We start from the raw sequence: 24,028 nt of genomic DNA on the forward strand, positions 1-24,028 counted from the left end.
GCTCCGTTCCCTGAGCAGGCTGCCGACGAAGCCGCCGACCGCGCCCAGCCCAAGGCCCGCGCTCATTAGTCCGGTTCGGCTGACCGTTCGCATAACCCCGGTCTCTCCCCTCAGAGGTGCTGCCGGGCGGATGGGCCATACCCGAACGCATCGTATCGACGATGCGATTTCACCGATACCGCCTGAAAGCAAAGGGCGGGCCGTGTCCCGTACACATGGACACAACCCGCCCTGTCGACCGCGCATTCTCACTCCGCGGCCTGAGAATCAGTCCTCCGAGTCCTCGGAGTCACCGTCCAGAAGGCTCTTCTGAAGAACCGGTCCTTCTCCAGGAGCAAGGCTGCTGAGGATCCGCTCCAGGTCCTCCATGGAGGCGAACTCCACGGTGATCTTCCCCTTCTTCTGGCCGAGGTCGACCTTCACCCGCGTCTCGAAGCGATCCGAGAGGCGGGTCGCAAGGTCGGACAGCGCCGGCGAGACCAGGGCACCGGCCCGCGGCCCCTTGGACCTCTGGGCCTTCTGCGGCCGCGAGCCCATCAAGGTCACGATCTCCTCGACAGCTCGCACCGAGAGTCCCTCGGCAACGATTCGGTGGGCCAGCCGATCCTGCTCCTCCGAGTCCTCGACGGAGAGCAGCGCCCTGGCATGTCCCGCCGACAGCACTCCGGCAGCCACCCGCTTCTGGACCGCCGAGGAGAGCTTCAGCAGACGCAGCGTGTTGGAGACCTGCGGGCGGGAGCGACCGATGCGGTCCGCCAGCTGGTCGTGCGTGCAGTGGAAATCCTTCAGCAGCTGGTCGTAGGCGGCGGCCTCCTCCAGCGGGTTCAGCTGCGCCCGGTGCAGGTTCTCCAGGAGGGCGTCCAGGAGAAGCTTCTCGTCGTCGGTGGCCCGGACGATCGCCGGGATCGCTTCCAGCCCCGCCTCACGGCAGGCCCGCCAGCGCCGCTCGCCCATGATGAGCTCGTAACGCACGGGACCGAGCTGTCGTACGACGACAGGCTGGAGGAGACCGACCTCCTTGATGGAGGTGACCAGCTCCTGAAGCGCGTCCTCGTCGAAGACCTCACGCGGCTGTCGCGGGTTCGGCGTGATGAAGTCGAGGGGAAGCTCCGCAAAGTGAGCGCCCACGGGAGCCGTCGGCAACTCCGCGGCAGCGCTCGCCGATGAGTCCTCAGTTTCCTGTGACGCAGTCGGCAGCGTGGCCACCTTGGCTGCGGCCACCCCGCGGTCTGTGGTCAGTACCGGCACCGCCGCCGGGGATGTCGAAGCGGCGCTCCCCATCGCAGCCTGAGCCACCTGCTTCTCTGTCGGTGCAGCAGGGATCAGTGCGCCGAGACCACGGCCCAACCCCCTCCGTCGCTCGCTCACTGGATCCCCTCCACCATGCTCGGGTCGTTCTGTGCGCCGATGTGCGCGTGTGTCGCGTCGTAGGAGACACCGACACCCTTCAGCGCGATTTCTCGTGCCGCCTCAAGATAAGACAGGGCACCACTCGATCCTGGATCGTAGGTCAGGACCGTCTGCCCGTAGCTCGGCGCCTCGGAGATACGGACCGAGCGGGGAATGCTCGTCCGCAGCACCTCGTCGCCGAAGTGGGTGCGCACCTCGTCCGCGACCTGTGACGCGAGGCGCGTCCGGCCGTCGTACATGGTGAGCAGAATGGTCGACACATGCAGGGCGGGGTTGAGGTGCCCCCGCACCAGGTCGACGTTGCGCAGAAGTTGACCCAGGCCCTCCAGTGCGTAGTACTCGCACTGGATCGGGATGAGGACCTCCTGGCCCGCGACCAGCGCGTTGACGGTGAGCAGACCGAGCGAGGGCGGGCAGTCGATGAGGATGTAGTCCAACGGCTGCTCATACGCCTGGATCGCTCGCTGCAGCCGACTCTCACGGGCAACCAGAGACACCAGCTCGATCTCCGCACCGGCGAGATCGATGGTGGCGGGTGCGCAGAAGAGCCCCTCGACATCAGGGACCGGCTGGACGACGTCGGAGAGTGGCCTGCTGTCGACCAGCACGTCGTAAATGGACGGGACTTCGGCATGGTGGTCGATACCCAACGCGGTGGAGGCGTTGCCCTGTGGGTCGAGGTCGACCACGAGCACACGGCCACCGTGCAGAGCCAACGAAGCGGCAAGATTGACGGTCGTGGTCGTCTTGCCCACCCCACCCTTCTGGTTGGCGACCACCATGACTCTGGTCTGCTCAGGACGCGGCAGACCCTCGCCGGCGCGGCCCAGAGCCTCTACTGCCAATTGGGCAGCACGACCGATCGGAGTGTCGTCCATCGGAGGCGGTGTTTCACGTGAAACATCTTCCCCCAACGACTCGGTACGGGGACCGGGGACCGGATCGGTCATCGGTCCCGCAATGTTGGCGTTGGACCGCAAGGATTCACTCTCCTCGACTTCAGGCTCGCAATGAACAGAGCCTCCCATGTCTCCCGGGTCGTGAACCAGTGAGGCCTGTTGTTCTGTGGAGAAATCCACCTCTGTGGACAACTCCACACCCTCTCGGAGTGAACCGAGAGGCTTTCGGTCGCGGGGTTCGGCCGCGGCCCGGCCCCGACTGATGATGCCGTGCAGCAGTGAGCGACGTTTCACGTGAAACACGATGCACAGCGAAGAGGGCCGAACTGCCGCGACACTCCGCATGCGAAGGTTTGGCAGCTTGTGTGGAGTACACGTCTCGCCGCCAGGACGGATCCGTGCTCACAACCCCCAGCAGTTACCCGCGACGCCGACGCGCTCGTCCCGTGCGGGCCGCTTTGGCTCGCTTGGCCGCGAACCGCACACCCCCCGGGCTCTCGCCGACCTCCACGCGCACCACCGTGGACAGCGGATCGACCGTGCCCTCCCCGACATGCAGGATCGACGTCTCGACGGCACCCAGCTTACTCAGAGCCGTCGACGCGCTCTTCAGCTCCTCCTCGGCAGTGTCGCCCTTCAGCGCGAGCATCTCGCCGTACGGGCGCAGCAGCGGAATGCCCCAGGTCGCGAGACGGTCCAAGGGGGCCACGGCCCGTGCCGTCACCACATGGACAGGCGTGATGGTGCCCATGACCTCTTCGGCCCGCCCGCGGAGGACCGTCACATGGTCCAGTCCCAGCAGCTCGACGACCTCGGTCAGAAAGTTGGTGCGCCGCAGCAACGGCTCCAGGAGTGTGATCTTCAGGTCCTCCCGGACCAGCGCCAGGGGAATCCCGGGCAGTCCGGCGCCAGAGCCGACATCGCACACGGTTACGCCCTCGGGTACGACCTCCGAGAGCACCGCGCAGTTCAGCAGATGCCGCTCCCACAGGCGGGGCACCTCACGCGGCCCGATGAGACCGCGCTGCACACCCGCCTCGGCGAGCAGTTCCGCGTAGCGGACCGCGTCTGCGAAGCGATCACCGAAGACCTCGCGCGCCTGCTCGGGCGCGGGGGGAAGCTCCGCTGCCTCCGTCACGGGGAACCGTCCTTCCGTACGGCACGGCGCACCGGCGCCGACTCCAGAACCACCAGAACTATCAGGCTGACAAAGTTCGGCCCCGCCTGCGCAACAGACGGGGCCGGAAAAACGTACGGACCGATCAGGCGGGAAGCACAACGACGAAGCGCTGTGGCTCCTCACCCTCTGACTCGCTACGCAGGCCGGCGGCCTTGACCGCGTCATGCACGACCTTGCGCTCGAACGGCGTCATCGGCTTCATCTTCACGGCCTCGCCCGAGCTCCGGACCTCGGCGGCGGCCTTGGCGCCCAGCTCGGACAGCTCGGCGCGCTTCATGGCACGGTAGCCCGCGATGTCCAGCATCAGCCGGCTCCGGTCACCGGTCTCCCGGTGCACGGCCAGGCGCGTGAGCTCCTGCAGGGCTTCCAGCACCTCGCCGTCACGACCCACCAGCTTCTGCAGGTCACGGCCACTCGTGTCGCTGATGATCGAGACAGCGGCTCGGTCGGCCTCGACGTCCATGTCGATGTCGCCGTCGAGATCGGCGATGTCCAGCAGACCCTCAAGGTAGTCCGCCGCGATCTCGCCCTCCTGCTCCAGGCGGGTCAGGGTGTCTGCACCCTCGGCAGCGGCGGAGGTGGTGCCTTCCGTCACGGGATGGACTCCTTCTTACTTCTTGGACGGGGACTTGGGCCGCTGCGGGCCCTTGCGCTGTCCGGACTGGGCCTTGCTGCGGGTGCCGCCACCAGGCTTCTGCGGGGCGTTCTTGGCGGCGGGCTTGGTGTCCTCGGGTTCGTCGGACTTGCTCAGCGACGTGGTCTCGCCGGCTGCCTTCGCGGCTCCGGACTGGCGCTGGGACTTGCTCTGCCGCTTCGGCTGCTGCCTCTTGGGAGCGGCGGCGCTCGTCGACGTGCCGTCCTCGACCTGGTCGGCCTCGGCCTGGGCCACGCCCCTCACCACCGTGCCGTCCGCCTGAGCCGTGAAGCCCGCCTTGTTCAGGCCGTTGATGAACTTGCGCTCGAACTCGTTGCGGTCGCGCCCCTTGGACACGATGGCCTTGACGATGGCCCTCTCACCCCGGCTGCGCGTCTTGCCGTGGTGCGTGACGTGCTTGTAGAGACGCTCCAGGTACGAGGCCTGGGCCTTGGAACCCGGGGTCGGGTTGTTGTGGATGACGTACATCTGCTGGCCCATGGTCCACACGTTGGTGGTCAGCCAGTAGACGAGAACACCGACCGGGAAGTTGATGCCGAAGACGGCGAACATGACCGGGAAGACGTACATCAGCATCTTCTGCTGCTGCATGAACGGCGTCTTCACCGTGGTGTCGACGTTCTTCGTCATCAGCTGACGCTGTGTGTAGAACTGCGACGCCGACATCATGACGATCATGACCGCGGTCACGATGCGGACCGTGGTCAGCGACGCGTCGAGCGCAGCGACATCCGCCGCGCTGTCGGTGAACTTCGCGGCCAGCGGTGCACCGAAGATGTGCGCCTTCTGAGCGCTCTGCAGCAGGCTCGTGTTGATGACACCGATGGTGTCGTTGTTCGCGATGCCGTTGAGCACGTGGTACAGGGCGAAGAAGAACGGGGACTGCGCCAAGATGGGAAGGCACGAGGAGAGCGGGTTGGTGCCCGTCTCCTTGTACAGCTTCATCATCTCTTCGGACTGACGCTGCTTGTCGTTCTTGTAGCGCTCCTGGATCTTCTTCATCTCGGGCTGCAGCGTCTGCATGGCCCGGGTCGCCTTGATCTGCTTCACGAAGAGCGGGATCAGGCAGATGCGGATCAGGATCACCAGCGACACGATGGACAGGCCCCAGGCCCACCCTGTGTCAGGGCCGAAAATGGACCCGTACACCGTGTGGAACTGGACGATGACCCAGGAGACAGGTGTCGTGATGAAGCTGAAGAAGCTGGCAATCGTGTCCACTAATCATGCTCCTTGGGCATGGGACGGGGTCTCTGCGGCCGGGCTCGCGGGAGCCTGCCCCTCGGTGGCCGGTTCGGCGGAGGAGGGCCCGCCCTTGCGTGCACGCCAGGCGTTACGCAGCATTTCGTGCCACCGCGGACGCTTGCGCGGCGGGACATGGTCCACACCGCCCAGCGACCACGGATTGCATCGCAGGATGCGCCAGGCCGTGAGTGCCGTGCCCTTGACCGCACCATGGCGGTCGATGGCCTGGTAGCCGTAGTGGGAGCACGACGGGTAGTACTTGCACACCGGCCCGAGCAACGGACTGATGGTCCACTGGTACAGCTTGATCAGTGCCAGCAGCGGGTACTTCATCGCGCGCCCCCTCCCAGCAGCCGCTCGATGGCGGCGTCCAGGTCTCGGGCCAGTAGTGCGTGGTCGGCGTCACCCGCGCCGGGCAACGCTCGTACGACTACCAGGCTACCGGGGGGCAGCAGGGCGACTCGATCGCGCATCAGATGACGAAGCCTGCGCTTCACCTTGTTACGCACCACCGCACCGCCCACGGCCTTGCTGACGACGAAACCCGCACGCGTCGGGGAAGCGCTCTCCCCAGGCGCGTGCGGGTCCGTGGCACCGCTACGAAAGTGGACGACGAGAGTCGGGCGTCCAGCCCGACGACCCCGCCGTACCGCGGTCGCGAAGTCCTCGCGCCGCCTCAGCCGATGCTCGGTAGGCAGCACGACGTCATGACCTGATCGGGATCAGGCGGACAGGCTGGCGCGACCCTTGCTGCGGCGGTTCGCGAGAATCGCGCGGCCGGCACGGGTGCGCATCCGCAGGCGGAAGCCGTGGGTCTTGGCGCGACGACGGTTGTTCGGCTGGAAGGTGCGCTTGCTCACTCGGGGGCTCCAGAGATAAATCGGGGTTTTCGGGGTGCCGTCCTGGCTGTCACCGTGCGCCCACGAGTAGCTCGCGTTACGCCCGAGTGCACCGCTGACCGATCACCCAAATGATCTGTGCCCATCGGAGGCAGGCGGCAGCAGCCATCGACAACTCGACCTGGTTACGGTACGCGCGGCTACGCCATCCGGTCAAACCAGGGGGCGCCGGGAGACACTATCCACAGCCTGGGGACAACAACTTGAACCGTACCCGTCGCCCTGACTACCGTGACTGAACTCCGATTCGTTCCCTTGTCTCTGCCCCACCCCATTTGAATCCCGACCCGTCCCGAACCACACGTTCGTGGGACCCATGAGAGAGCGTGCCCTGTGGCTGATGTACCTGCCGATCTTGCCGCAGTGTGGCCACGAGTACTGGAACAACTCCTCGGCGAGGGCAGAGGGCAGGGTGTCGAGACCAAGGACGAACACTGGATCCGGCGCTGCCAGCCCCTGGCCCTGGTGGCGGACACCGCCCTGCTCGCCGTACCGAACGAATTTGCGAAAGGCGTGCTCGAAGGGCGCCTCGCGCCCGTGGTCAGTGAGACGCTGAGCCGCGAGTGCGGCCGACCGATCCGGATCGCGATCACCGTCGACGACTCCGCGGGCGAGCCCGCGCCCACACCGGCGGCGCCCGCCCGGCCCCCGTCGCGCTACGAGGACCCCGAGCCCCCCGCCGCCCCGTACGAGGGCGGATACGGCCGCCACCGCGCCGACGACCACATGCCGGGCCGCTCCGAGCAGCGCCCCGGACCGCAGGCCGACCGCGACCGCACCTCCCACTCGCCCCACTCTCCCCGGCCGGACCAGCTCCCGACCGCCCGCCCCGCCTACCCCTCCGAGTACCAGCGTCCCGAGCCCGGCGCCTGGCCGCGCCCGCCGCAGGACGAGTACAGCTGGCAGCAGCAGCGGCTCGGCTTCCCGGAGCGCGACCCGTACGCGTCGCCGCCGCAGGACTCCTACGGGCCCCCGCCGCAGGACGCCTACCGACCCCCGTCACAGGACTCGTACCCCCAGGACTACCGCCAGCAGCCCACGGAGCGCTCCGCGTACGACGGGCAGCGCCCGGACTACGACCAGCGCCCCGACTACGACCAGCGGTCGGAGTACGACCAACCGCGCGGCGACTACGACCCCCGCGACGGCCGCCGGGACCGGTCGGACGGCCCGTCCGGCTCCGGACGCGTCCACCGCGGCGGCCCGGTCGGTTCCTCGCTGCCCGCCAACGGCGCTCCCGGCCCGCTGGCCGCGCAGCCCGCGCCGGCGACCGGCCCCGGCGAGCCGACCGCGCGCCTGAATCCGAAGTACCTCTTCGACACGTTCGTCATCGGCGCCTCCAACCGCTTCGCACACGCGGCAGCGGTGGCCGTCGCCGAGGCGCCGGCCAAGGCGTACAACCCGCTCTTCATCTACGGGGAGTCCGGTCTCGGCAAAACGCACCTGCTGCACGCCATCGGGCACTACGCGCGCAGCCTCTACCCGGGCACCCGGGTCCGCTATGTGAGCTCGGAGGAGTTCACCAACGAGTTCATCAACTCGATCCGCGACGGCAAGGGCGACAGCTTCCGCAAGCGCTACCGCGAGATGGACATCCTGCTCGTCGACGACATCCAGTTCCTGGCGGACAAGGAGTCGACGCAGGAGGAGTTCTTCCACACCTTCAACACGCTCCACAACGCCAACAAGCAGATCGTGCTCTCCAGCGACCGGCCGCCCAAGCAGCTGGTGACCCTGGAGGACAGGCTGCGGAACCGTTTCGAGTGGGGCCTGATCACCGACGTCCAGCCGCCCGAGCTGGAGACCCGCATCGCGATCCTGCGCAAGAAGGCGGTCCAGGAGCAGCTCAACGCCCCGCCCGAGGTTCTGGAGTTCATCGCGTCCCGGATCTCGCGCAACATCCGCGAGCTGGAGGGCGCGCTGATCCGGGTGACGGCCTTCGCGTCCCTCAACCGGCAGCCGGTGGACCTCGGCCTCACGGAGATCGTCCTCAAGGACCTGATCCCCGGCGGCGAGGACTCGGCCCCCGAGATCACCTCCACGGCGATCATGAGCGCGACCGCCGACTACTTCGGGCTCACCGTCGAGGACCTGTGCGGCACCTCGCGCGGCCGCGCGCTCGTCACGGCCCGCCAGATCGCCATGTACCTGTGCCGAGAGCTCACCGACCTCTCCCTGCCGAAGATCGGCGCGCTGTTCGGCGGCCGCGACCACACGACCGTCATGCACGCGGACCGCAAGATCCGCAATCTGATGGCCGAGCGGCGCTCCATCTACAACCAGGTGACCGAGCTGACGAACCGCATCAAGAACGGCTGACCGCCGCCGAGACCGTCGCTGAGGGCGTCCCCGGACTCTTCCGGGGACGCCCTTCGTCATGTCGCGCTCTCGCCCTCTGTTCGATTACCTGCCGGGTTACGGTCTCCCTCCACAGATCTGGCGACTTTTTCGCGTCCACACCCTGGGGACTGGGGAGTTGTCCAGATCGTGTCCACAGCGGTGTCCGTCGGCAGACCATCGGACCAGGTCAGGTGGTTGTGGATTGGTGGACGAACGATCTCCACAGGCTGTGGACAAAGTAGTGATCCACAGGCTGTGCATCGAGTTGTCCACCGACAACCCACAGGCTGAGGACGGTTGTCCCCAGTGATCCGGTGCTTCTCCACATGACTGTCCACTGTTCGGCAACGCGACGCGCCTGATCACCGAGTCGAGTGAAAGGCGTCACACGAAGGTGCCGGGTTGGGCTGTGGGAAAGCCGGGTAAAGCTGGGGACGGCGCTGGGGAGAACTCCCCTCAGGCTGTGCATGGAGTGTGCAGAACTTTTCGTTCTCCACAGACAGGCCCGGTTGTCCACCGTCTCCGCCCACAGGGCCCGTGGACAAAATTTCCCGGCTGACCTGCATAAACGAGGTTATCCACGGTATCCACAGCCCCTACTACTACTCCCAACTAGAGAGAGCTGGGAATCCGTTTCGAAGGGGGTCCTGTGCACAACTCGCTGTCCGGCTCCCGACTGCCCCTCGTCACGACTTGACCCCGAGAGGCACCTACTGTCAGTGCCGTGCGTCAGACTGTTCCCCGGTGTCCTTCCCGTCACAGGGACCGACGACACCGCGACAGACGACGAAGCCAGGCAGGGCGAGAAGCGCCGGCAACAGCAGGAGGCGGCAACAGTGAAGATCCGGGTGGAACGCGACGTACTCGCGGAGGCAGTCGCCTGGGCGGCTCGCAGCCTCCCGGCCCGTCCGCCGGCGCCTGTCCTCGCCGGCCTTCTGCTGAAGGCCGAGGACGGCCAGCTGAGCCTGTCCAGCTTCGACTACGAGGTCTCGGCGCGGGTCTCCGTGGAGGCGGAGGTCGACGAGGAGGGCACGGTCCTCGTCTCGGGCCGACTGCTGGCCGACATCTCCCGCGCCCTCCCCAACCGCCCGGTGGAGATTTCCACAGACGGTGTACGGGCGACGGTGGTCTGCGGCTCCTCGCGATTCACACTCCACACCCTGCCTGTGGAGGAGTACCCGGCCCTGCCGCAGATGCCGAACGCCACGGGCACCGTCCCCGGTGAGGTCTTCGCCGCCGCCGCGGCCCAGGTCGCCATCGCCGCCGGACGCGACGACACGCTGCCCGTCCTCACCGGTGTGCGCATCGAGATCGAGGGCGACACGGTCACGCTGGCGTCCACCGACCGCTACCGCTTCGCCGTCCGCGAGTTCCTGTGGAAGCCGGAGAACCCGGAGGCCTCCGCGGTGGCCCTGGTGCCCGCCAAGACGCTCCTGGACACCGCCAAGGCCCTCACGAGCGGCGACAGCGTCATCCTGGCGCTGTCCGGTTCCGGCGCGGGCGAGGGCCTGATCGGTTTCGAGGGCGCCGGCCGTCGCACGACGACCCGCCTGCTGGAGGGCGACCTCCCGAAGTACCGTTCGCTGTTCCCGACGGAGTTCAACTCCGTCGCCGTGATCGAGACCGCCCCCTTCGTGGAGGCCGTCAAGCGTGTCGCCCTGGTCGCCGAGCGGAACACGCCGGTGCGGCTCAGCTTCGAGCAGGGCGTGCTGATCCTGGAGGCGGGCTCCAGCGACGACGCACAGGCTGTGGAGCGTGTCGACGCCCAGCTGGAGGGCGACGACGTCTCCATCGCCTTCAACCCGACCTTCCTGCTGGACGGCCTGAGCGCCATCGACTCCCCGGTGGCCCAGCTCTCCTTCACGACGTCCACGAAGCCCGCGCTGCTGAGCGGCAAGCCCGCCCTGGACGCCGAGGCGGACGAGGCCTACAAGTACCTGATCATGCCGGTGCGCCTGAGCGGCTGATCACGCCCGTCGGAGAACCCGCAGGTCGGGGCGTACGTATGAGCGCGTATGCCCACAGATGTGAGCGAGCGTCCGGGTTTAGGCTCGGACGCAGGTACGAACGTGCCGCGGCACGTATGTGCCGTCACGCCACTCGCAAAACCTAAGGAACCACTGATGGAGCTCGGTCTCGTCGGCCTCGGCAAGATGGGCGGCAACATGCGCGAGCGGATACGCCGCGCAGGTCACACCGTCATCGGATACGACCGCAACCCGGACCTCGCCGATGTCCACAGCCTCTCGGAGCTTGTGGGAAAGCTCGAGGGCCCGCGTGTGATCTGGGTGATGGTCCCGGCCGGCGGCCCGACCCAGACGACCGTCGACGAGCTCGCCGAGCTGCTGGAGCCGGGGGATGTCGTCGTGGACGGCGGGAACTCCCGCTGGACGGACGACGAGAAGCACGCCGAGGAGCTGGCGGCCAAGGGCATCGGCTTCGTCGACTGCGGCGTCTCCGGCGGCGTCTGGGGGCTGGAGAACGGCTACGCGCTGATGTACGGCGGTGACGTGCAGAACGTCGCCAAGGTGCAGCCGATCTTCGACGCCCTGAAGCCCGAGGGCGACGTCGGCGCGGTGCACGCCGGCAAGGTCGGCGCGGGCCACTTCGCGAAGATGGTCCACAACGGCATCGAGTACGCGATGATGCAGGCCTACGCCGAGGGCTGGGAACTGCTGGAGAAGGTCCACTCCGTGACCGACGTCCGGGAGGTCTTCCGCTCCTGGCAGGAGGGCACGGTCATCCGTTCCTGGCTGCTGGACCTCGCGGTGAACGCCCTCGACGAGGACGAGCACCTGGACAGGCTGCGGGGTTTCGCACAGGACTCCGGTGAAGGCCGCTGGACTGTGGAAGCCGCCATCGACAACGCCGTGCCGCTGCCCGCGATCACGGCCTCCCTCTTCGCGCGGTTCTCCTCGCGCCAGGAGGACTCTCCGCAGATGAAGATGATCGCCGCGCTGCGTAACCAGTTCGGTGGCCACGCGGTCGAGACGAAGTAATCCGAAGTGATCCACAGGGCCGCTCAGCGGTCCACAATCCCGGGGGAGGTCGGTGGACGACCATGCACGTCACGCATCTGTCGCTGGCCGACTTCCGCTCGTACGCCCGGGTCGAGGTCCCGCTCGACCCGGGCGTCACCGCCTTCGTCGGCCCGAACGGGCAGGGCAAGACGAACCTGGTCGAGGCGGTGGGCTACCTCGCCACCCTGGGCAGCCACCGCGTCTCCTCCGACGCCCCGCTGGTCCGCATGGGCGCCGACCGCGCGGTCGTCCGTGCCCAGGTCAAGCAGGGCGAACGGCAGCAGCTGGTCGAGCTGGAGCTCAACCCCGGCAAGGCCAACCGTGCCCGTATCAACAGGTCCTCGCAGGTCCGGCCGCGTGATGTGCTCGGGATCGTGCGGACCGTGCTGTTCGCGCCCGAGGACCTCGCCCTGGTCAAGGGCGACCCCGGTGAGCGCCGCCGCTTCCTCGACGAGTTGATCACCGCCCGCTCCCCGCGCATCGCCGGCGTCCGTTCCGATTACGAGCGCGTTCTCAAGCAGCGCAACACCCTGCTGAAGTCCGCCGCGCTCGCCCGGCGGCACGGCGGCCGCTCCATGGACCTGTCCACGCTCGACGTCTGGGACCAGCACCTCGCCCGGGTGGGCGCCGAACTGCTCGCCCAGCGGCTGGATCTGATCGCCGCGATCCAGCCGCTCGCCGACAAGGCGTACGAGCAGCTGGCACCCGGCGGCGGCCCGGTGGCCCTCGACTACAAGCCGTCGGCGCCGGGTGAGGCCCATACGCGGGAAGACCTGTACGAGCAGTTGATGGCGGCGCTCGCCGAGGCCCGCAAGCAGGAGATCGAGCGGGGTGTCACCCTCGTGGGGCCGCATCGGGACGATCTGCTTCTGAAACTCGGTCAGTTGCCGGCCAAGGGGTACGCCTCGCACGGTGAGTCGTGGTCCTACGCGCTGGCGCTGCGCCTGGCGTCGTACGACCTCCTGAGGGCCGAGGGCAACGAGCCGGTGCTGGTCCTCGACGACGTCTTCGCCGAGCTGGACACCCGCCGTCGCGAACGCCTGGCCGAACTGGTCGCGCCCGGCGAGCAGGTCCTGGTGACGGCGGCGGTCGACGACGACGTGCCGCACGTCCTGGCGGGGACGCGGTTTGCCGTGTCGGACGGGGCGGTGGAGCGCGTATGAGCGCCGACGAGCCGCTGTCCCGGTCCGCGCGCCCCGCGGCCGAGGTCCCCGGCCAGAGCGAGGGCAAGGGGCCACAGCCCTCCGGGGTCGACCTCGCACGCGTGGCGCTCAGGGCGGCGAAGGAGCAGGCACGCGCGCGTGGCGACGCGGCTCAGCAGAAGAAGCAGGCGCGGCGGGGCGGGCTGCGCTCCGGCGCGCGTGCCGACCGGCGCGACCCCATGGCCTTCGGTGCCGCCATCAACCGGCTGATCACCGAGCGGGGTTGGGAGGCGCCGGCCGCGGTGGGCGGTGTGATGGGCCGCTGGCCGCAGATCGTCGGCGAGGACGTCGCCAAGCACTGTGTGCCGGAGAAGTACGACGAGGACGAGCGGACCCTTGTCGTGCGCTGTGACTCCACGGCCTGGGCGACGAACCTGCGTCTGCTCGCGCCGACGCTGGTCGCCCGCCTCAACGAGGATCTCGGCCATGGCGCGGTGAAGTTGATCAAGGTGAACGGTCCCGGTGGCCCCCCGCGCCGCTACGGCCCCTTGCGGGCCCCAGGAAGCACCGGTCCCGGCGACACCTACGGGTGACCTGCCTCACATCTGCGGTGATTGGCGGCGTCGTCGGAGCGCCCGCCGGGTAACCGAACGCGGTTGCGAACATCGACCTGACTCCCAAGTAGCAAAGGGTTGACAGCCGGAAGCGCTGAGTGCCGCTGTGAGCCTCTTGGAGCCCCGCTCCGTATATGGGGACCCGGAAGACGCCGGTTCAGGGCGCCACATGAGGACTCAGGTACCGGCAAACCCCCATCAGTGTCGGCGCTACCGGTAGACTGGGAGCTAATCCCGCCCCAAACGTGGGGACCGTCCGGGACAAGCTGAGCAACGCTGATCAAGGCTTACCAACGCAACATGCCGCAGCCGCTCCGGCAACCCGCCGACGAGCCTGGCTCGTGCTGTGCCAGAAAGGGCGCTTCGTGGCCGATTCCGGCAACCCCAACGAGAACATCCCGTCCACCGACGCCGGCGCGAACGGCGAGGCCAGCACCTCGAAGGTCGAGGTCACCGCCTCGAACGGCGAGGTCACCGCCTCGTACGACGCCAGCGCCATCACCGTCCTCGAGGGTCTGGACGCGGTCCGCAAGCGACCCGGTATGTACATCGGCTCGACCGGTGAGCGCGGCCTGCACCACCTTGTGTACGAGGTCGTCGACAACTCGGTCGACGAGGCGCTGGCCGGCCACGCGGACACCATCGACGTCACGATCCTCGCCGACGGCGGCGTCCGCGTCGTCGACAACGGCCGTGGCATCCCGGTCGGCATCGTCGCCTCCGAGGGCAAACCGGCCCTCGAGGTCGTGCTGACCGTGCTGCACGCGGGCGGCAAGTTCGGCGGCGGCGGCTACGCGGTCTCCGGCGGTCTGCACGGCGTGGGTGTCTCCGTCGTGAACGCGCTGTCCGCGAAGGTCGCCGTGGAGGTCAGGACCGACGGCCACCGCTGGACGCAGGACTACAAGATGGGCGTCCCCACCGCGCCGCTCGTCAAGCACGAGGCCATCGAGAAGACCGGTACGTCGGTCACCTTCTGGGCCGACGCGGACATCTTCGAGACCACGGACTACTCCTTCGAGACGCTCTCGCGGCGTTTCCAGGAAATGGCGTTCCTCAACAAGGGTTTGACGATCAAACTCACCGACGAGCGCGAGTCGGCGAAGGCCACCGCCGGGGCGGACGAGGCAGGCGCGGACGAGAAGGACGAGGTCAAGACCGTCACGTACCACTACGAAGGCGGCATCGTCGACTTCGTGAAGTACCTCAACTCCCGCAAGGGCGAAGCGGTGCACCCGACGGTGATCGACCTCGAGGCCGAGGACAAGGACAAGAGCCTGTCCCTCGAAGTCGCCATGCAGTGGAACAGCGGTTACAGCGAGGGTGTGTACTCCTTCGCCAACATCATCCACACGCACGAGGGCGGTACGCACGAAGAGGGCTTCCGCTCGGCGCTCACCAACCTGATCAACAAGTACGCGCGCGAGAAGAAGCTGCTGCGTGAGAAGGACGACAACCTCACGGGTGACGACATCCGCGAGGGTCTGACCGCGATCATCTCGGTGAAGCTCAGCGAACCGCAGTTCGAGGGCCAGACCAAGACCAAGCTGGGCAACACGGAGGCGAAGACCTTCGTCCAGAAGGCGGTCTACGAGCACCTCAACGACTGGCTGGACCGCAACCCGGTCGAGGCCGCGGACATCGTCCGCAAGGGCATCCAGGCGGCCACCGCGCGCGTGGCGGCCCGCAAGGCCCGTGACCTCACCCGTCGCAAGGGCCTGCTGGAGTCGGCGTCGCTGCCGGGCAAGCTCTCCGACTGCCAGTCGAACGACCCCATCAAGTGCGAGATCTTCATCGTCGAGGGAGACTCCGCCGGCGGCTCGGCCAAGTCCGGCCGCAACCCGCAGTACCAGGCGATCCTCCCGATCCGCGGCAAGATCCTCAACGTGGAGAAGGCGCGGATCGACAAGATCCTGCAGAACCAGGAGATCCAGGCGCTGATCTCCGCCTTCGGTACCGGAGTCCACGAGGACTTCGACATCGAGAGGCTGCGCTATCACAAGATCATCCTGATGGCGGACGCCGACGTCGACGGCCAGCACATCAACACCCTGCTGCTGACCTTCCTGTTCCGCTTCATGCGGCCGCTGGTCGAGGCCGGTCACGTGTTCCTCTCCCGCCCCCCGCTCTACAAGATCAAGTGGGGCCGGGAGGACGCCGAGTACGCGTACTCCGACCGGGAGCGCGACGCCCTGATCGAGATGGGCCGCCAGCGCGGCAAGCGCATCCGCGAGGACTCGATCCAGCGCTTCAAGGGTCTCGGCGAGATGAACGCCGAGGAACTGCGCATCACGACCATGGACCAGGAGCACCGCGTCCTCGGCCAGGTCACCCTCGACGACGCCGCCCAGGCCGACGACCTGTTCTCGGTCCTCATGGGCGAGGACGTCGAGGCGCGCCGCCAGTTCATCCAGCGCAACGCCAAGGACGTCCGCTTCCTCGACATCTGAGTCGGTCTCAGCTGACCGCACCAGGAAGGATCCCCACCAGCAATGGCCGACGAGAACACTCCCGTCACCTCAGAAGAGGGCGGCGTCATCGCCCAGCGTGTCGAGCCCGTCGGGCTCGAGACGGAGATGCAGCGTTCGTACCTCGACTACGCGATGTCCGTCATCGTCTCGCGTGCGCTGCCCGACGTCCGGGACGGCCTCAAGCCCGTCCACCGCCGCGTCCTGTACGCCATGTACGACGGCGGCTACCGTCCCGAGCGCGGCTTCTACAAGTGCGCCCGTGTCGTCGGCGACGTCATGGGCAACTACCACCCGCACGGCGACTCCTCGATCTACGACGCGCTGGTCCGCCTCGCGCAGCCGTGGTCGATGCGGATGCCGCTGGTGGACTCCAACGGCAACTTCGGCTCCCCGGGCAACGACCCGGCGGCGGCCATGCGCTACACCGAGTGCAAGATGGCGCCGCTGTCCATGGAGATGGTCCGTGACATCGACGAGGAGACCGTCGACTTCACGGACAACTACGACGGCCGCTCCCAGGAGCCGACGGTCCTGCCGGCCCGCTTCCCGAACCTGCTGATCAACGGCTCCGCCGGTATCGCGGTCGGCATGGCGACCAACATCCCGCCGCACAACCTGCGCGAGGTGGCGGCCGGCGCCCAGTGGTACCTGGAGAACCCGGAGGCCTCGCACGAGGAGCTCCTGGACGCGCTGATCGAGCGCATCAAGGGCCCCGACTTCCCCACCGGTGCGCTGGTGGTGGGCCGCAAGGGCATCGAGGAGGCCTACCGCACGGGCCGCGGCTCGATCACCATGCGCGCCGTCGTCGAGGTCGAGGAGATCCAGAACCGCCAGTGCCTGGTGGTCACGGAACTGCCGTACCAGACCAACCCCGACAACCTCGCGCAGAAGATCGCCGACCTGGTGAAGGACGGCAAGATCGGCGGCATCGCGGACGTCCGGGACGAGACCAGCTCCCGTACGGGACAGCGTCTCGTCATCGTGCTCAAGCGGGACGCGGTCGCCAAGGTCGTGCTGAACAACCTGTACAAGCACACCGACCTGCAGTCCAACTTCGGCGCCAACATGCTGGCGCTGGTCGACGGCGTTCCGCGCACCCTGTCGCTCGACGCGTTCATCCGCCACTGGGTGACGCACCAGATCGAGGTCATCGTCCGCCGGACGCGTTTCCGGCTGCGCAAGGCCGAGGAGCGGGCGCACATCCTGCGCGGTCTGCTGAAGGCCCTGGACGCCATCGACGAGGTCATCGCGCTGATCCGGGCCAGCGACACGGTCGAGATCGCGCGCACGGGCCTGATGGACCTCCTGGAGATCGACGAGATCCAGGCCAACGCCATCCTCGAGATGCAGCTGCGTCGACTGGCCGCCCTGGAGCGTCAGAAGATCGTCCAGGAGCACGACGAACTCCAGGCGAAGATCAACGAGTACAACCAGATCCTCGCGTCCCCGGTCCGCCAGCGCGGCATCGTCAGCGAGGAACTCGCCGCGATCGTCGAGAAGTACGGCGACGACCGCAAGACGATGCTGATGCCCTACGACGGCGACATGTCCATCGAGGACCTGATCGCCGAGGAGGACATCGTCGTCACCGTCACGCGCGGCGGCTACGTCAAGCGCACCAAGACGGACGACTACCGGGCCCAGAAGCGGGGCGGCAAGGGCGTACGAGGCGCGAAGCTCAAGGAAGACGACATCGTCGACCACTTCTTCGTCTCGACCACGCACCACTGGCTGCTGTTCTTCACCAACAAGGGCCGGGTGTACCGGGCCAAGGCGTACGAACTGCCGGACGCCGGGCGGGACGCGCGTGGCCAGCATGTCGCCAACCTGCTGGCCTTCCAGCCGGACGAGGCGATCGCCGAGATCCTCGCGATCCGGACGTACGAGGTGGCCCCGTACCTGGTGCTGGCCACCAAGGGCGGTCTGGTGAAGAAGACGCCTCTGAAAGATTACGATTCACCGCGCGCTGGTGGCGTCATCGCGATCAACCTCCGTGAGACGGAGGACGGTTCGGACGACGAACTGATCGGAGCGGAACTGGTCTCGGCCGAGGACGATCTGCTGCTGATCAGCAAAAAGGCACAGTCGATCCGGTTCACGGCAACGGACGAAGCACTGCGCCCCATGGGCCGTGCCACCTCGGGTGTCAAGGGCATGAGTTTCCGCGAGGGCGATCAACTGCTCTCGATGAATGTTGTTCGACCCGGTACGTTCGTGTTCACTGCTACGGACGGCGGGTATGCGAAGCGGACCGCCGTCGACGAGTACCGCGTCCAGGGTCGCGGCGGCCTCGGCATCAAGGCCGCCAAGATCGTTGAGGATCGTGGATCGCTCGTCGGTGCGCTGGTGGTCGAGGAGGCCGACGAGATCCTCGCCATCACGCTGTCCGGCGGTGTGATTCGTACGCGAGTCAGCGAAGTCAGGGAGACGGGCCGTGACACCATGGGCGTCCAACTGATCAACCTGGGCAAGCGCGATGCCGTAGTCGGCATCGCACGTAACGCCGAGGCGGGACGCGAGGCGGAGGAGGTCGACGGCGACATCGTCGTCGACGAGACCGTCGAAGATGCCGCGACCACCGGCACGGACGAGGGCGGGGTGCCCTCGACCGAGTAGCACGAGGAGAGAGTCATCGTGAGCGGAGCCACGGGCGCCGGATCGTCCAAAGCCTCTACCGGTTCTTCCACCGGTTCGGAGACGGGCGGCGGAGGCCGTGGCTCCGCCGCGAACGCGGCAGAATCGCGCACGGCGAATCCGCGCATGGGGGATGCGCGCACGGCGGACGCACGCGCGACAGACCCGCATACGACCAACCTGCAGGCGATCAAGTCTCCCGCGACCGAGTCGCGCTCGCCCGACACGCATGGATCCCAGGGGGGAACTGTGACGGACACCCGAGGTCCGCAGGCCCAGCGGCAGACCACCGCCGCGAGCCAGGCCCCGGCCGCTCCGGGCACCCAGGCTCAGCCGCCGGTCCAGCCACCGGCCGCGGCCTCTCCGCTGCCGGGGGAACGGCAGCCGCAGCAGCCCGGTGAGCCGTACCGCCCGCCGCAGGCCTACGCGACGCAGGCGCAGGCCGCCGGGGTACGACGCCCGCGCACCGGCGCGAGCACCATGCCCCGTACCCGCAAGGCCCGTCTGCGGGTGGCCAAGGCCGACCCGTGGTCGGTGATGAAGGTCAGCTTCCTGCTCTCCATCGCGCTGGGCATCTGCACGATCGTGGCGGCCGCGGTGCTGTGGATGGTCATGGACGCGATGGGCGTGTTCTCGACGGTCGGCGGCACGATCTCGGAGGCGACAGGCTCGAACGAGTCGAACGGCTTCGACCTGCAGTCATTCCTGTCGTTGCCCAACGTCCTGCTGTTCGCGGCGATCATCGCGGTCATCGACGTCGTTCTCGCGACGGCACTGGCGACGCTCGGCGCGTTCATCTACAACCTCTCCGCCGGCTTCGTCGGGGGCGTCGAGCTGACGCTGGCCGAGGACGAGTGACCACACCCCCGACCTTCGGTGACCGTCCCCCGGGAACCGATTTTGGGACTGCCCACGTCGTGCGCTAATCTTCAGGGGTCAGCGCGCGGGACACACACCGCAGAGCGCGGCGGGGCTATAGCTCAGTTGGTTAGAGCGCATCCCTGATAAGGATGAGGCCACAGGTTCAAATCCTGTTAGCCCCACCAGCACGAAGGCCCCCAACCGATCACGGTTGGGGGCCTTCGACGTGTACGGCTGACACCGACCGCCGTGCCGTCAGGACCGCCGTGTCGGCAGGCTCAGCGAAGGGGTTCCTCGGGGGAGTCCGAGGATCGGCTCAGGAAAGAGAAAGACCCCCAGCCATGTCCGGCTGGGGGTCTCGGGTTCCTTCTCCAGGGCGTGTACGCAAGATCGCCGTGCCGTCAGGGACGTGAGAGAAGGCATGACACAGCTGCTGGGGGCCGCGGAGTACGTCGGGTACCGCGCGGACGGTGATGTCAGAGCTGCCAGAGCTGTCAGTGGTGTCGGTATTCGAGCGCTCTCCGCGCTGTCAGCGCTGGAGGGGTGTGGCGGGCTCGTCCGGGGTGGCGACGGACTCGCAGGTTGTGTCGGTGGCGTCCGCCGCCGTATCAGGTGTCGCGCCGCCCGCCGAAACCGCCGCGTCGATGTCCGTGAGGGGCCGGTGGCGGCAACTGGGAGTCTTGCCGTGGGCCTCGGCTCGGATGCGCTGTTTCATCGTGGGGGGCAGATCCTTGGCGTAGGACCAGGGCACGTACCCGGGAGTCATCACCGAGGGCGTCGCCCGCTCCGTCGTGCTGTTGCGGGTCGGCTCGGTCTGCGGTACGGCCGCGGCGGCGGTGGTCGTGATGAGTCCGAGCGCGGCGCACAGTGCGAGCAAGGCGGTGACGAAGGCGGTCCACAGGTTCATGACCTTGTTCTGGGCCATGGCCCCTCACTTTCGGGTTGGGCGATTTGCGTACTTCCCTCATGATGTGTATGGGGGCGAAGAAGTGGTGGACTGACGCCCGTGGCGCGTCGATCTTCGGATGAACACCACTCGGATGGGTGCAAGAAGGACCAGAAAGCGGCGATACGGACAGAAAACACCGATTAGTCACCGTCTGTACGGATGTGATCACCCTCTGATCGGAGGGTGATGGTCCAGTTGTACTGGCATGTTCCGCACGGGAGTTGAGGCCCCACGCAGGTCACCGATCGGTCTCGGTCGGTGTGTATAGTCGGGCGCCAGAGGTCCCCTACGTCAAGGAAAGACGAGGTCGCGCGGTGAAGAAGCTTCTCCTGGTCGCACTGGCCGCCATCGGCGGGCTCCTCGTGTACCGCCAGATCCAGGCGGATCGCGCCGAGCAGGATCTGTGGACGGAGGCGACTGACTCCGTGCCCACGGGTTCGTGAGTACCGACCGATTCTGAACAGAGACCCCGGCCGCGATCGCGGTCGGGGTTTTGTGTTGCGCGGGCTCGAATCCTGTGGCAGTGCTCGGCGCGCCACCGCGCACGCCGCCGCCGGGTTGTTTCGGACGCCCGTACGGATTAAGCGGATGGTGTGCCGTCCGAAGGGGCAGGATGGGCGACGGTCACACGGTCTAAGGGCCCGGGCAACGACGAGTGGGGTGGCGCGTCATGGGGCGGCGTACGGGGTGGAGACGGCACAGTGACGGTCGTCCGCCGGCGCCTCCGCACGCGGCTGCCCGGCGAGTGATCGCCGTCCTCAGGACGGCTGCCGCCGCGGGTGCGGCACTGTGCCTGACCGCGGTGGTGTCCGCACTGCCCGCGCATGCGGCCGGACCATGGGACTCCTACGGCTTCGACCCGAACGACCGGTCCGTCGCCGGCTCGTCCGACACCGGCAACGCCACCGCCCTGGCTCCCGGTTCGACGTACCGGAGCTCCCTCCCCGTCGACGGCAAGGTCTACTACCGCCTCGACCTCGACGCCGCCTCGACCGTGTACGTGTCGGTCACCGCCGTCCCCGGCTCCGGTACGACGGTCTCCGCGACGGACGGCATCAAGGTGTCGGTGCAGGACGCCGACAGCCACTTCTGTTCCATCGACACCGCCAGCGTCGGCACCGACCGTCGGCCCCGCCCCCTCACCGCCCTGGGCGCACGGGACACCTCGCGCGCCGGGTCCCGGTGCGAGGAGGCCGGGGCGTACTACGTCCTCGTCGAGCGCGTTCACCGAGCGGGGTCCTCGTCGGACACCTGGGGACTGGAACTCGCCACGGCCTCGGAGCCCGCCCTGAAGAACGACGGTGCGACGAGTGCACCCGAGGACTGGAACTCCGCCCCGCCCACCCCTGTGACCGGCGAGGCCACGTCGCGGCGGGGCTCCTCGGGCTTCGCCGGGGCGACACCCGTGGGACAGGGAGTCTGGCGCGACGACATCCTGCCCGGGGAGACGTTGTTCTACGCGGTGCCCGTGGACTGGGGGCAGCAGCTGTACACCACCGCCGAGCTGGGCAGTTCCGACGCCGACAACGGCCTGGTGGCCAGGGCGCTGGTGGTGTCCCTCTACAACCCCGTGCGCGGTCTCGTCGACGACGCGAGCGTGGTCTACGACGGCAGCCAGCGCGCGGCGGAGCTCGAACCGTTGCCGCCGGTCGAGTACGCCAACCGGTACGACGTCTCCGACCGGGTCAGCGGGATGCGGTTCGCGGGCTCGTACTACCTCGCCGTGCACCTCTCGGAGCAGGTGGCCGACAGATTCGGCGAGGGGCCCTACGACCTGACCCTGCGGGTGCGGGTTACGGGCACGTCGACGGCCGGCCCCGGATACGCGGGGGAGCCCGATCCACGGGGCGTCTTCGGCGTCACGGCACGAGACCGGGAGACGGCGGCCGCGGACGGCCCGACCTCGACGGACGACGACACCGCGATGAGGCTCCTCGCGGCGGGTGGGATCGGCACGGGGACCGCGCTGCTGATGGGGCTCGGGGTGTGGACGCTGCTGGGGCGCCGGAGAGCTGGAGTCCAGTAGGCCGGGTCTCAGTCCCCTCCCGCAGGGCGTTTGCGGCCCCGCAGGTCGGACGGAGCTCGGGCCCGGGCTCAGCGTCGCGGGACACCGGATCAGAGACGGGTGAGGGCCCAGAAACCCGCGGCGTAACAGGCCAGCGCGAGAAGCAGGAGCGGGATCGCCACCTTGGCCGACGGGCCGGAGCGGCGGCGGGCGGCTCGATGACGCGGTTGCGTGACGTGCGCGCTGTCCCGCGCAGCAGGGGGAACCTGCTCGGCCTGAGCGGTGTACGCGACAGTGGAGACGTCAACGCGCTGGTGCAGAGCTGTTGTTGGCGAGTGGGCAGGATACCGGGGAGCAGGCGGTCGGGGGGAGGAGAGCAGGTGGGTCCGGTCGTGGGGGGAGTGGCCGGCGGACTGCTCCGGTTGATTCTGGTGTGCCTGTGCCTGTGCCTGTGCCTGTGCCTGTGCCTGTGGGTGAGCGCGGGGGTGGGACTGGGGTTGAGGGGGCGCGGGGTGCGGTTGTGGAGCCGGTGGGGCGCCTGTTCGGGAGGAGGTCGTCGTGGGCTGAGGCGGGGGCAGATGGAAGCTGCCGGTGTCCGACATGGTGAGCGGCTTCGCGCCGGCGTCCGACTCCGGGGCGGCGGTACGGCCGAGGCCGTGAGCGTTGCCCGCGTCGGTGCCGACGGTCCTTGAGCCTGTGCTGGCCGTGTCCACGCCCGGTGCCTGTTTGAGAGGGCCCTCAGGGGCGAAACCCGTTGGCAGAGAGCCGAGTTGATCGAAGATCTCGATCTGTTCGTCGTCGGAGCCCGGCTCCGGCAGGAGCTCAGCGGCGGACGCGAGCGCCTTACGCGCCCCCGTGGCCGTGCGGAAACGAGCCTGGGGATCCGGTTGCAGCATCGAGGCGACGACCTGCCAGAGCGGCTCTGGGACGCTCTTGGGTGCGCTCGGGGTGCCATGGACAGCGAAATACTCCACGAGGGCCTTGGCGTCCGGCTTGGCGCCCTCCAGGAGATACAGGGCGACCAGTCCGACCGCGAACAGATCCGCGGGGAAGTCCGGGTCCGCGCCCAGCATCTGCTCGGGTGCGATGTAACCGGGCGTCCCGACCACAAGGTTGGTCTCCGTCAGACGGGGTTCGCCCAGGCGCATCGCGATACCGAAGTCCGACAGACGCAGTCGGGGACGACTCGTGCCGGTGGCCTCGAGCAGGATGTTCGCGGGCTTGACGTCGCGGTGGACCACGCCTTCCGCGTGCACCGCGGCAAGTCCAGCCAGGAGCTGGTCGAGCAGAGTACAGACGAAGGACGGAGGCAGCGGACCGTAGTCACCGACGAGGTGGACCAAAGAGCCGCCCGCGACCAGGTCCATGGTGAACAGGACCTTGTCGTCATCGGCCGCCCAGCTGGCGGGCGCGAGCACATGGGGGTGGTCGATCCTGAGCGCCTGTTCACGCACGAAGCGCAACAGGGCGTGCGCGTCCCGCTGTTGCAGGACCTTGGCGGCCACATACCGTCGGCGGCGATGGTCCCAGGCGCGCCACACCGCGCCGACCCCTCCGCGTCCGATCGGATCGACCAGTTCGTACCGTCCGGCGAAGACCTCACCCATGGCCGTGCGTCGCTCCTCCCCCTTCGGATCCCCCTTACCTCCCCTTGCTTCCCCCTCGATGAGCGATACGACCCCTCCATGCCGTCTTCAGTGAATGACA

Annotated in this window: 20 protein-coding genes and 1 tRNA gene; 11 read left to right on the plus strand and 10 right to left on the minus strand. The window is 68.0% G+C overall.

Annotation, left to right across the window (positions count from 1 at the left end):
• Positions 1–267: 267 nt before the first annotated feature.
• The 8 genes from ACFYRY_RS37175 to rpmH all read right to left on the minus strand — a co-directional run bounded on the left by ACFYRY_RS37175 (position 268) and on the right by rpmH (position 6,249).
• Positions 268–1,368: a ParB/RepB/Spo0J family partition protein gene (locus ACFYRY_RS37175; protein WP_389156066.1), complete on the minus strand. Its 1,101-nt coding sequence runs from the start codon at positions 1,366–1,368 to the stop codon at positions 268–270.
• The gene (locus ACFYRY_RS37180; protein WP_389156259.1) at positions 1,365–2,438 is read right to left on the minus strand and encodes an AAA family ATPase; all 1,074 of its coding nucleotides are present in this window, start codon (positions 2,436–2,438) and stop codon (positions 1,365–1,367) included. The genes ACFYRY_RS37175 and ACFYRY_RS37180 overlap by 4 nt, the downstream gene beginning before the upstream one ends.
• 289 nt (positions 2,439–2,727) lie before the next feature.
• Entirely contained in the window at positions 2,728–3,447 is a 720-nt protein-coding gene (gene rsmG, locus ACFYRY_RS37185; protein WP_389156069.1) for a 16S rRNA (guanine(527)-N(7))-methyltransferase RsmG, read from the minus strand.
• A gap of 124 nt (positions 3,448–3,571) precedes the next feature.
• Positions 3,572–4,084: a protein jag gene (locus ACFYRY_RS37190; protein WP_389156072.1), complete on the minus strand. Its 513-nt coding sequence runs from the start codon at positions 4,082–4,084 to the stop codon at positions 3,572–3,574.
• Positions 4,085–4,099: 15 nt separating this feature from the next.
• The gene (yidC, locus tag ACFYRY_RS37195) at positions 4,100–5,365 is read right to left on the minus strand and encodes a membrane protein insertase YidC (protein ID WP_389156075.1); all 1,266 of its coding nucleotides are present in this window, start codon (positions 5,363–5,365) and stop codon (positions 4,100–4,102) included.
• Positions 5,366–5,368: 3 nt separating this feature from the next.
• The gene (gene yidD / locus ACFYRY_RS37200; RefSeq protein WP_389156078.1) at positions 5,369–5,722 is read right to left on the minus strand and encodes a membrane protein insertion efficiency factor YidD; all 354 of its coding nucleotides are present in this window, start codon (positions 5,720–5,722) and stop codon (positions 5,369–5,371) included.
• Entirely contained in the window at positions 5,719–6,090 is a 372-nt protein-coding gene (rnpA, locus tag ACFYRY_RS37205) for a ribonuclease P protein component (RefSeq protein WP_356764792.1), read from the minus strand. Before rnpA ends, yidD begins: the two co-directional genes overlap by 4 nt.
• Positions 6,091–6,111: 21 nt before the next feature.
• Positions 6,112–6,249 (minus strand): 50S ribosomal protein L34, encoded by a 138-nt coding sequence (rpmH, locus tag ACFYRY_RS37210; RefSeq protein WP_005482975.1) that lies wholly within the window; start codon positions 6,247–6,249, stop codon positions 6,112–6,114.
• A 372-nt stretch (positions 6,250–6,621) separates the two neighbouring features.
• Here rpmH and dnaA point away from each other — a divergent pair, with 372 nt between their 5' ends.
• The 9 genes from dnaA to ACFYRY_RS37255 all read left to right on the plus strand — a co-directional run bounded on the left by dnaA (position 6,622) and on the right by ACFYRY_RS37255 (position 19,552).
• A complete protein-coding gene (gene dnaA, locus ACFYRY_RS37215; RefSeq protein WP_389156081.1) occupies positions 6,622–8,607 on the plus strand; it encodes a chromosomal replication initiator protein DnaA in 1,986 nt (661 codons plus the stop codon).
• 857 nt (positions 8,608–9,464) lie between these two features.
• Positions 9,465–10,595 carry a DNA polymerase III subunit beta gene (dnaN, locus tag ACFYRY_RS37220; RefSeq protein WP_389156083.1) on the plus strand — a complete coding sequence of 377 codons (1,131 nt, stop codon included), beginning with the start codon at positions 9,465–9,467 and terminating at the stop codon, positions 10,593–10,595.
• 156 nt (positions 10,596–10,751) lie between these two features.
• Positions 10,752–11,627, plus strand: a complete 876-nt coding sequence (gene gnd / locus ACFYRY_RS37225; protein WP_389156086.1) for a phosphogluconate dehydrogenase (NAD(+)-dependent, decarboxylating) — start codon at positions 10,752–10,754, stop codon at positions 11,625–11,627.
• 62 nt (positions 11,628–11,689) lie between these two features.
• Positions 11,690–12,811, plus strand: coding sequence for a DNA replication/repair protein RecF (recF, locus tag ACFYRY_RS37230; protein WP_389156089.1), 1,122 nt, complete (start codon positions 11,690–11,692; stop codon positions 12,809–12,811).
• Positions 12,808–13,383 (plus strand): DUF721 domain-containing protein, encoded by a 576-nt coding sequence (locus ACFYRY_RS37235; protein ID WP_389156092.1) that lies wholly within the window; start codon positions 12,808–12,810, stop codon positions 13,381–13,383. Before recF ends, ACFYRY_RS37235 begins: the two co-directional genes overlap by 4 nt.
• Positions 13,384–13,745: 362 nt before the next feature.
• Positions 13,746–15,851, plus strand: coding sequence for a DNA topoisomerase (ATP-hydrolyzing) subunit B (gene gyrB, locus ACFYRY_RS37240; protein ID WP_389156095.1), 2,106 nt, complete (start codon positions 13,746–13,748; stop codon positions 15,849–15,851).
• 42 nt (positions 15,852–15,893) lie between these two features.
• Positions 15,894–18,488: a DNA gyrase subunit A gene (gyrA, locus tag ACFYRY_RS37245; RefSeq protein WP_389156097.1), complete on the plus strand. Its 2,595-nt coding sequence runs from the start codon at positions 15,894–15,896 to the stop codon at positions 18,486–18,488.
• 18 nt (positions 18,489–18,506) lie between these two features.
• A complete protein-coding gene (locus tag ACFYRY_RS37250) occupies positions 18,507–19,364 on the plus strand; it encodes a DUF3566 domain-containing protein (protein ID WP_389156099.1) in 858 nt (285 codons plus the stop codon).
• 111 nt (positions 19,365–19,475) lie between these two features.
• Positions 19,476–19,552 (plus strand) — tRNA-Ile (locus ACFYRY_RS37255).
• A gap of 344 nt (positions 19,553–19,896) precedes the next feature.
• On the opposite strand, the gene ACFYRY_RS37260 is transcribed toward ACFYRY_RS37255, so the two are convergent.
• The gene (locus ACFYRY_RS37260; RefSeq protein ID WP_389156102.1) at positions 19,897–20,292 is read right to left on the minus strand and encodes a DUF6344 domain-containing protein; all 396 of its coding nucleotides are present in this window, start codon (positions 20,290–20,292) and stop codon (positions 19,897–19,899) included.
• A 338-nt stretch (positions 20,293–20,630) separates the two neighbouring features.
• Here ACFYRY_RS37260 and ACFYRY_RS37265 point away from each other — a divergent pair, with 338 nt between their 5' ends.
• Both ACFYRY_RS37265 and ACFYRY_RS37270 read left to right on the plus strand, forming a co-directional pair.
• On the plus strand, positions 20,631–20,759 hold the full coding sequence (locus tag ACFYRY_RS37265; RefSeq protein ID WP_003999697.1) for a DLW-39 family protein: 129 nt from the start codon (positions 20,631–20,633) through the stop codon (positions 20,757–20,759).
• Between the two features lie 302 nt (positions 20,760–21,061).
• Positions 21,062–22,342 carry a hypothetical protein gene (locus ACFYRY_RS37270; protein WP_389156105.1) on the plus strand — a complete coding sequence of 427 codons (1,281 nt, stop codon included), beginning with the start codon at positions 21,062–21,064 and terminating at the stop codon, positions 22,340–22,342.
• 89 nt (positions 22,343–22,431) lie between these two features.
• Here the strand turns inward: ACFYRY_RS37270 and ACFYRY_RS37275 are convergent, their stop codons facing one another.
• Positions 22,432–23,928, minus strand: coding sequence for a serine/threonine-protein kinase (locus tag ACFYRY_RS37275; RefSeq protein ID WP_389156108.1), 1,497 nt, complete (start codon positions 23,926–23,928; stop codon positions 22,432–22,434).
• Positions 23,929–24,028 lie beyond the last annotated feature (100 nt).

Origin of the sequence: Streptomyces sp. NPDC005263 (assembly GCF_042872365.1) — a bacterium.
Lineage (GTDB): Bacteria > Actinomycetota > Actinomycetes > Streptomycetales > Streptomycetaceae > Streptomyces.

Bases quoted from the DNA above. Each gene is read 5' to 3' on its own strand.
- ACFYRY_RS37180 (WP_389156259.1), bottom strand. From the start codon at position 2,438: ATGGGAGGCTCTGTTCATTGCGAGCCTGAAGTCGAGGAGAGTGAATCC.
- yidD (WP_389156078.1), bottom strand. From the start codon at position 5,722: ATGAAGTACCCGCTGCTGGCACTGATCAAGCTGTACCAGTGGACCATC.
- gnd (WP_389156086.1), top strand. From the start codon at position 10,752: ATGGAGCTCGGTCTCGTCGGCCTCGGCAAGATGGGCGGCAACATGCGC.
- recF (WP_389156089.1), top strand. From the start codon at position 11,690: ATGCACGTCACGCATCTGTCGCTGGCCGACTTCCGCTCGTACGCCCGG.
- ACFYRY_RS37235 (WP_389156092.1), top strand. From the start codon at position 12,808: ATGAGCGCCGACGAGCCGCTGTCCCGGTCCGCGCGCCCCGCGGCCGAG.
- gyrA (WP_389156097.1), top strand. From the start codon at position 15,894: ATGGCCGACGAGAACACTCCCGTCACCTCAGAAGAGGGCGGCGTCATC.
- ACFYRY_RS37260 (WP_389156102.1), bottom strand. From the start codon at position 20,292: ATGGCCCAGAACAAGGTCATGAACCTGTGGACCGCCTTCGTCACCGCC.
- ACFYRY_RS37275 (WP_389156108.1), bottom strand. From the start codon at position 23,928: ATGGGTGAGGTCTTCGCCGGACGGTACGAACTGGTCGATCCGATCGGA.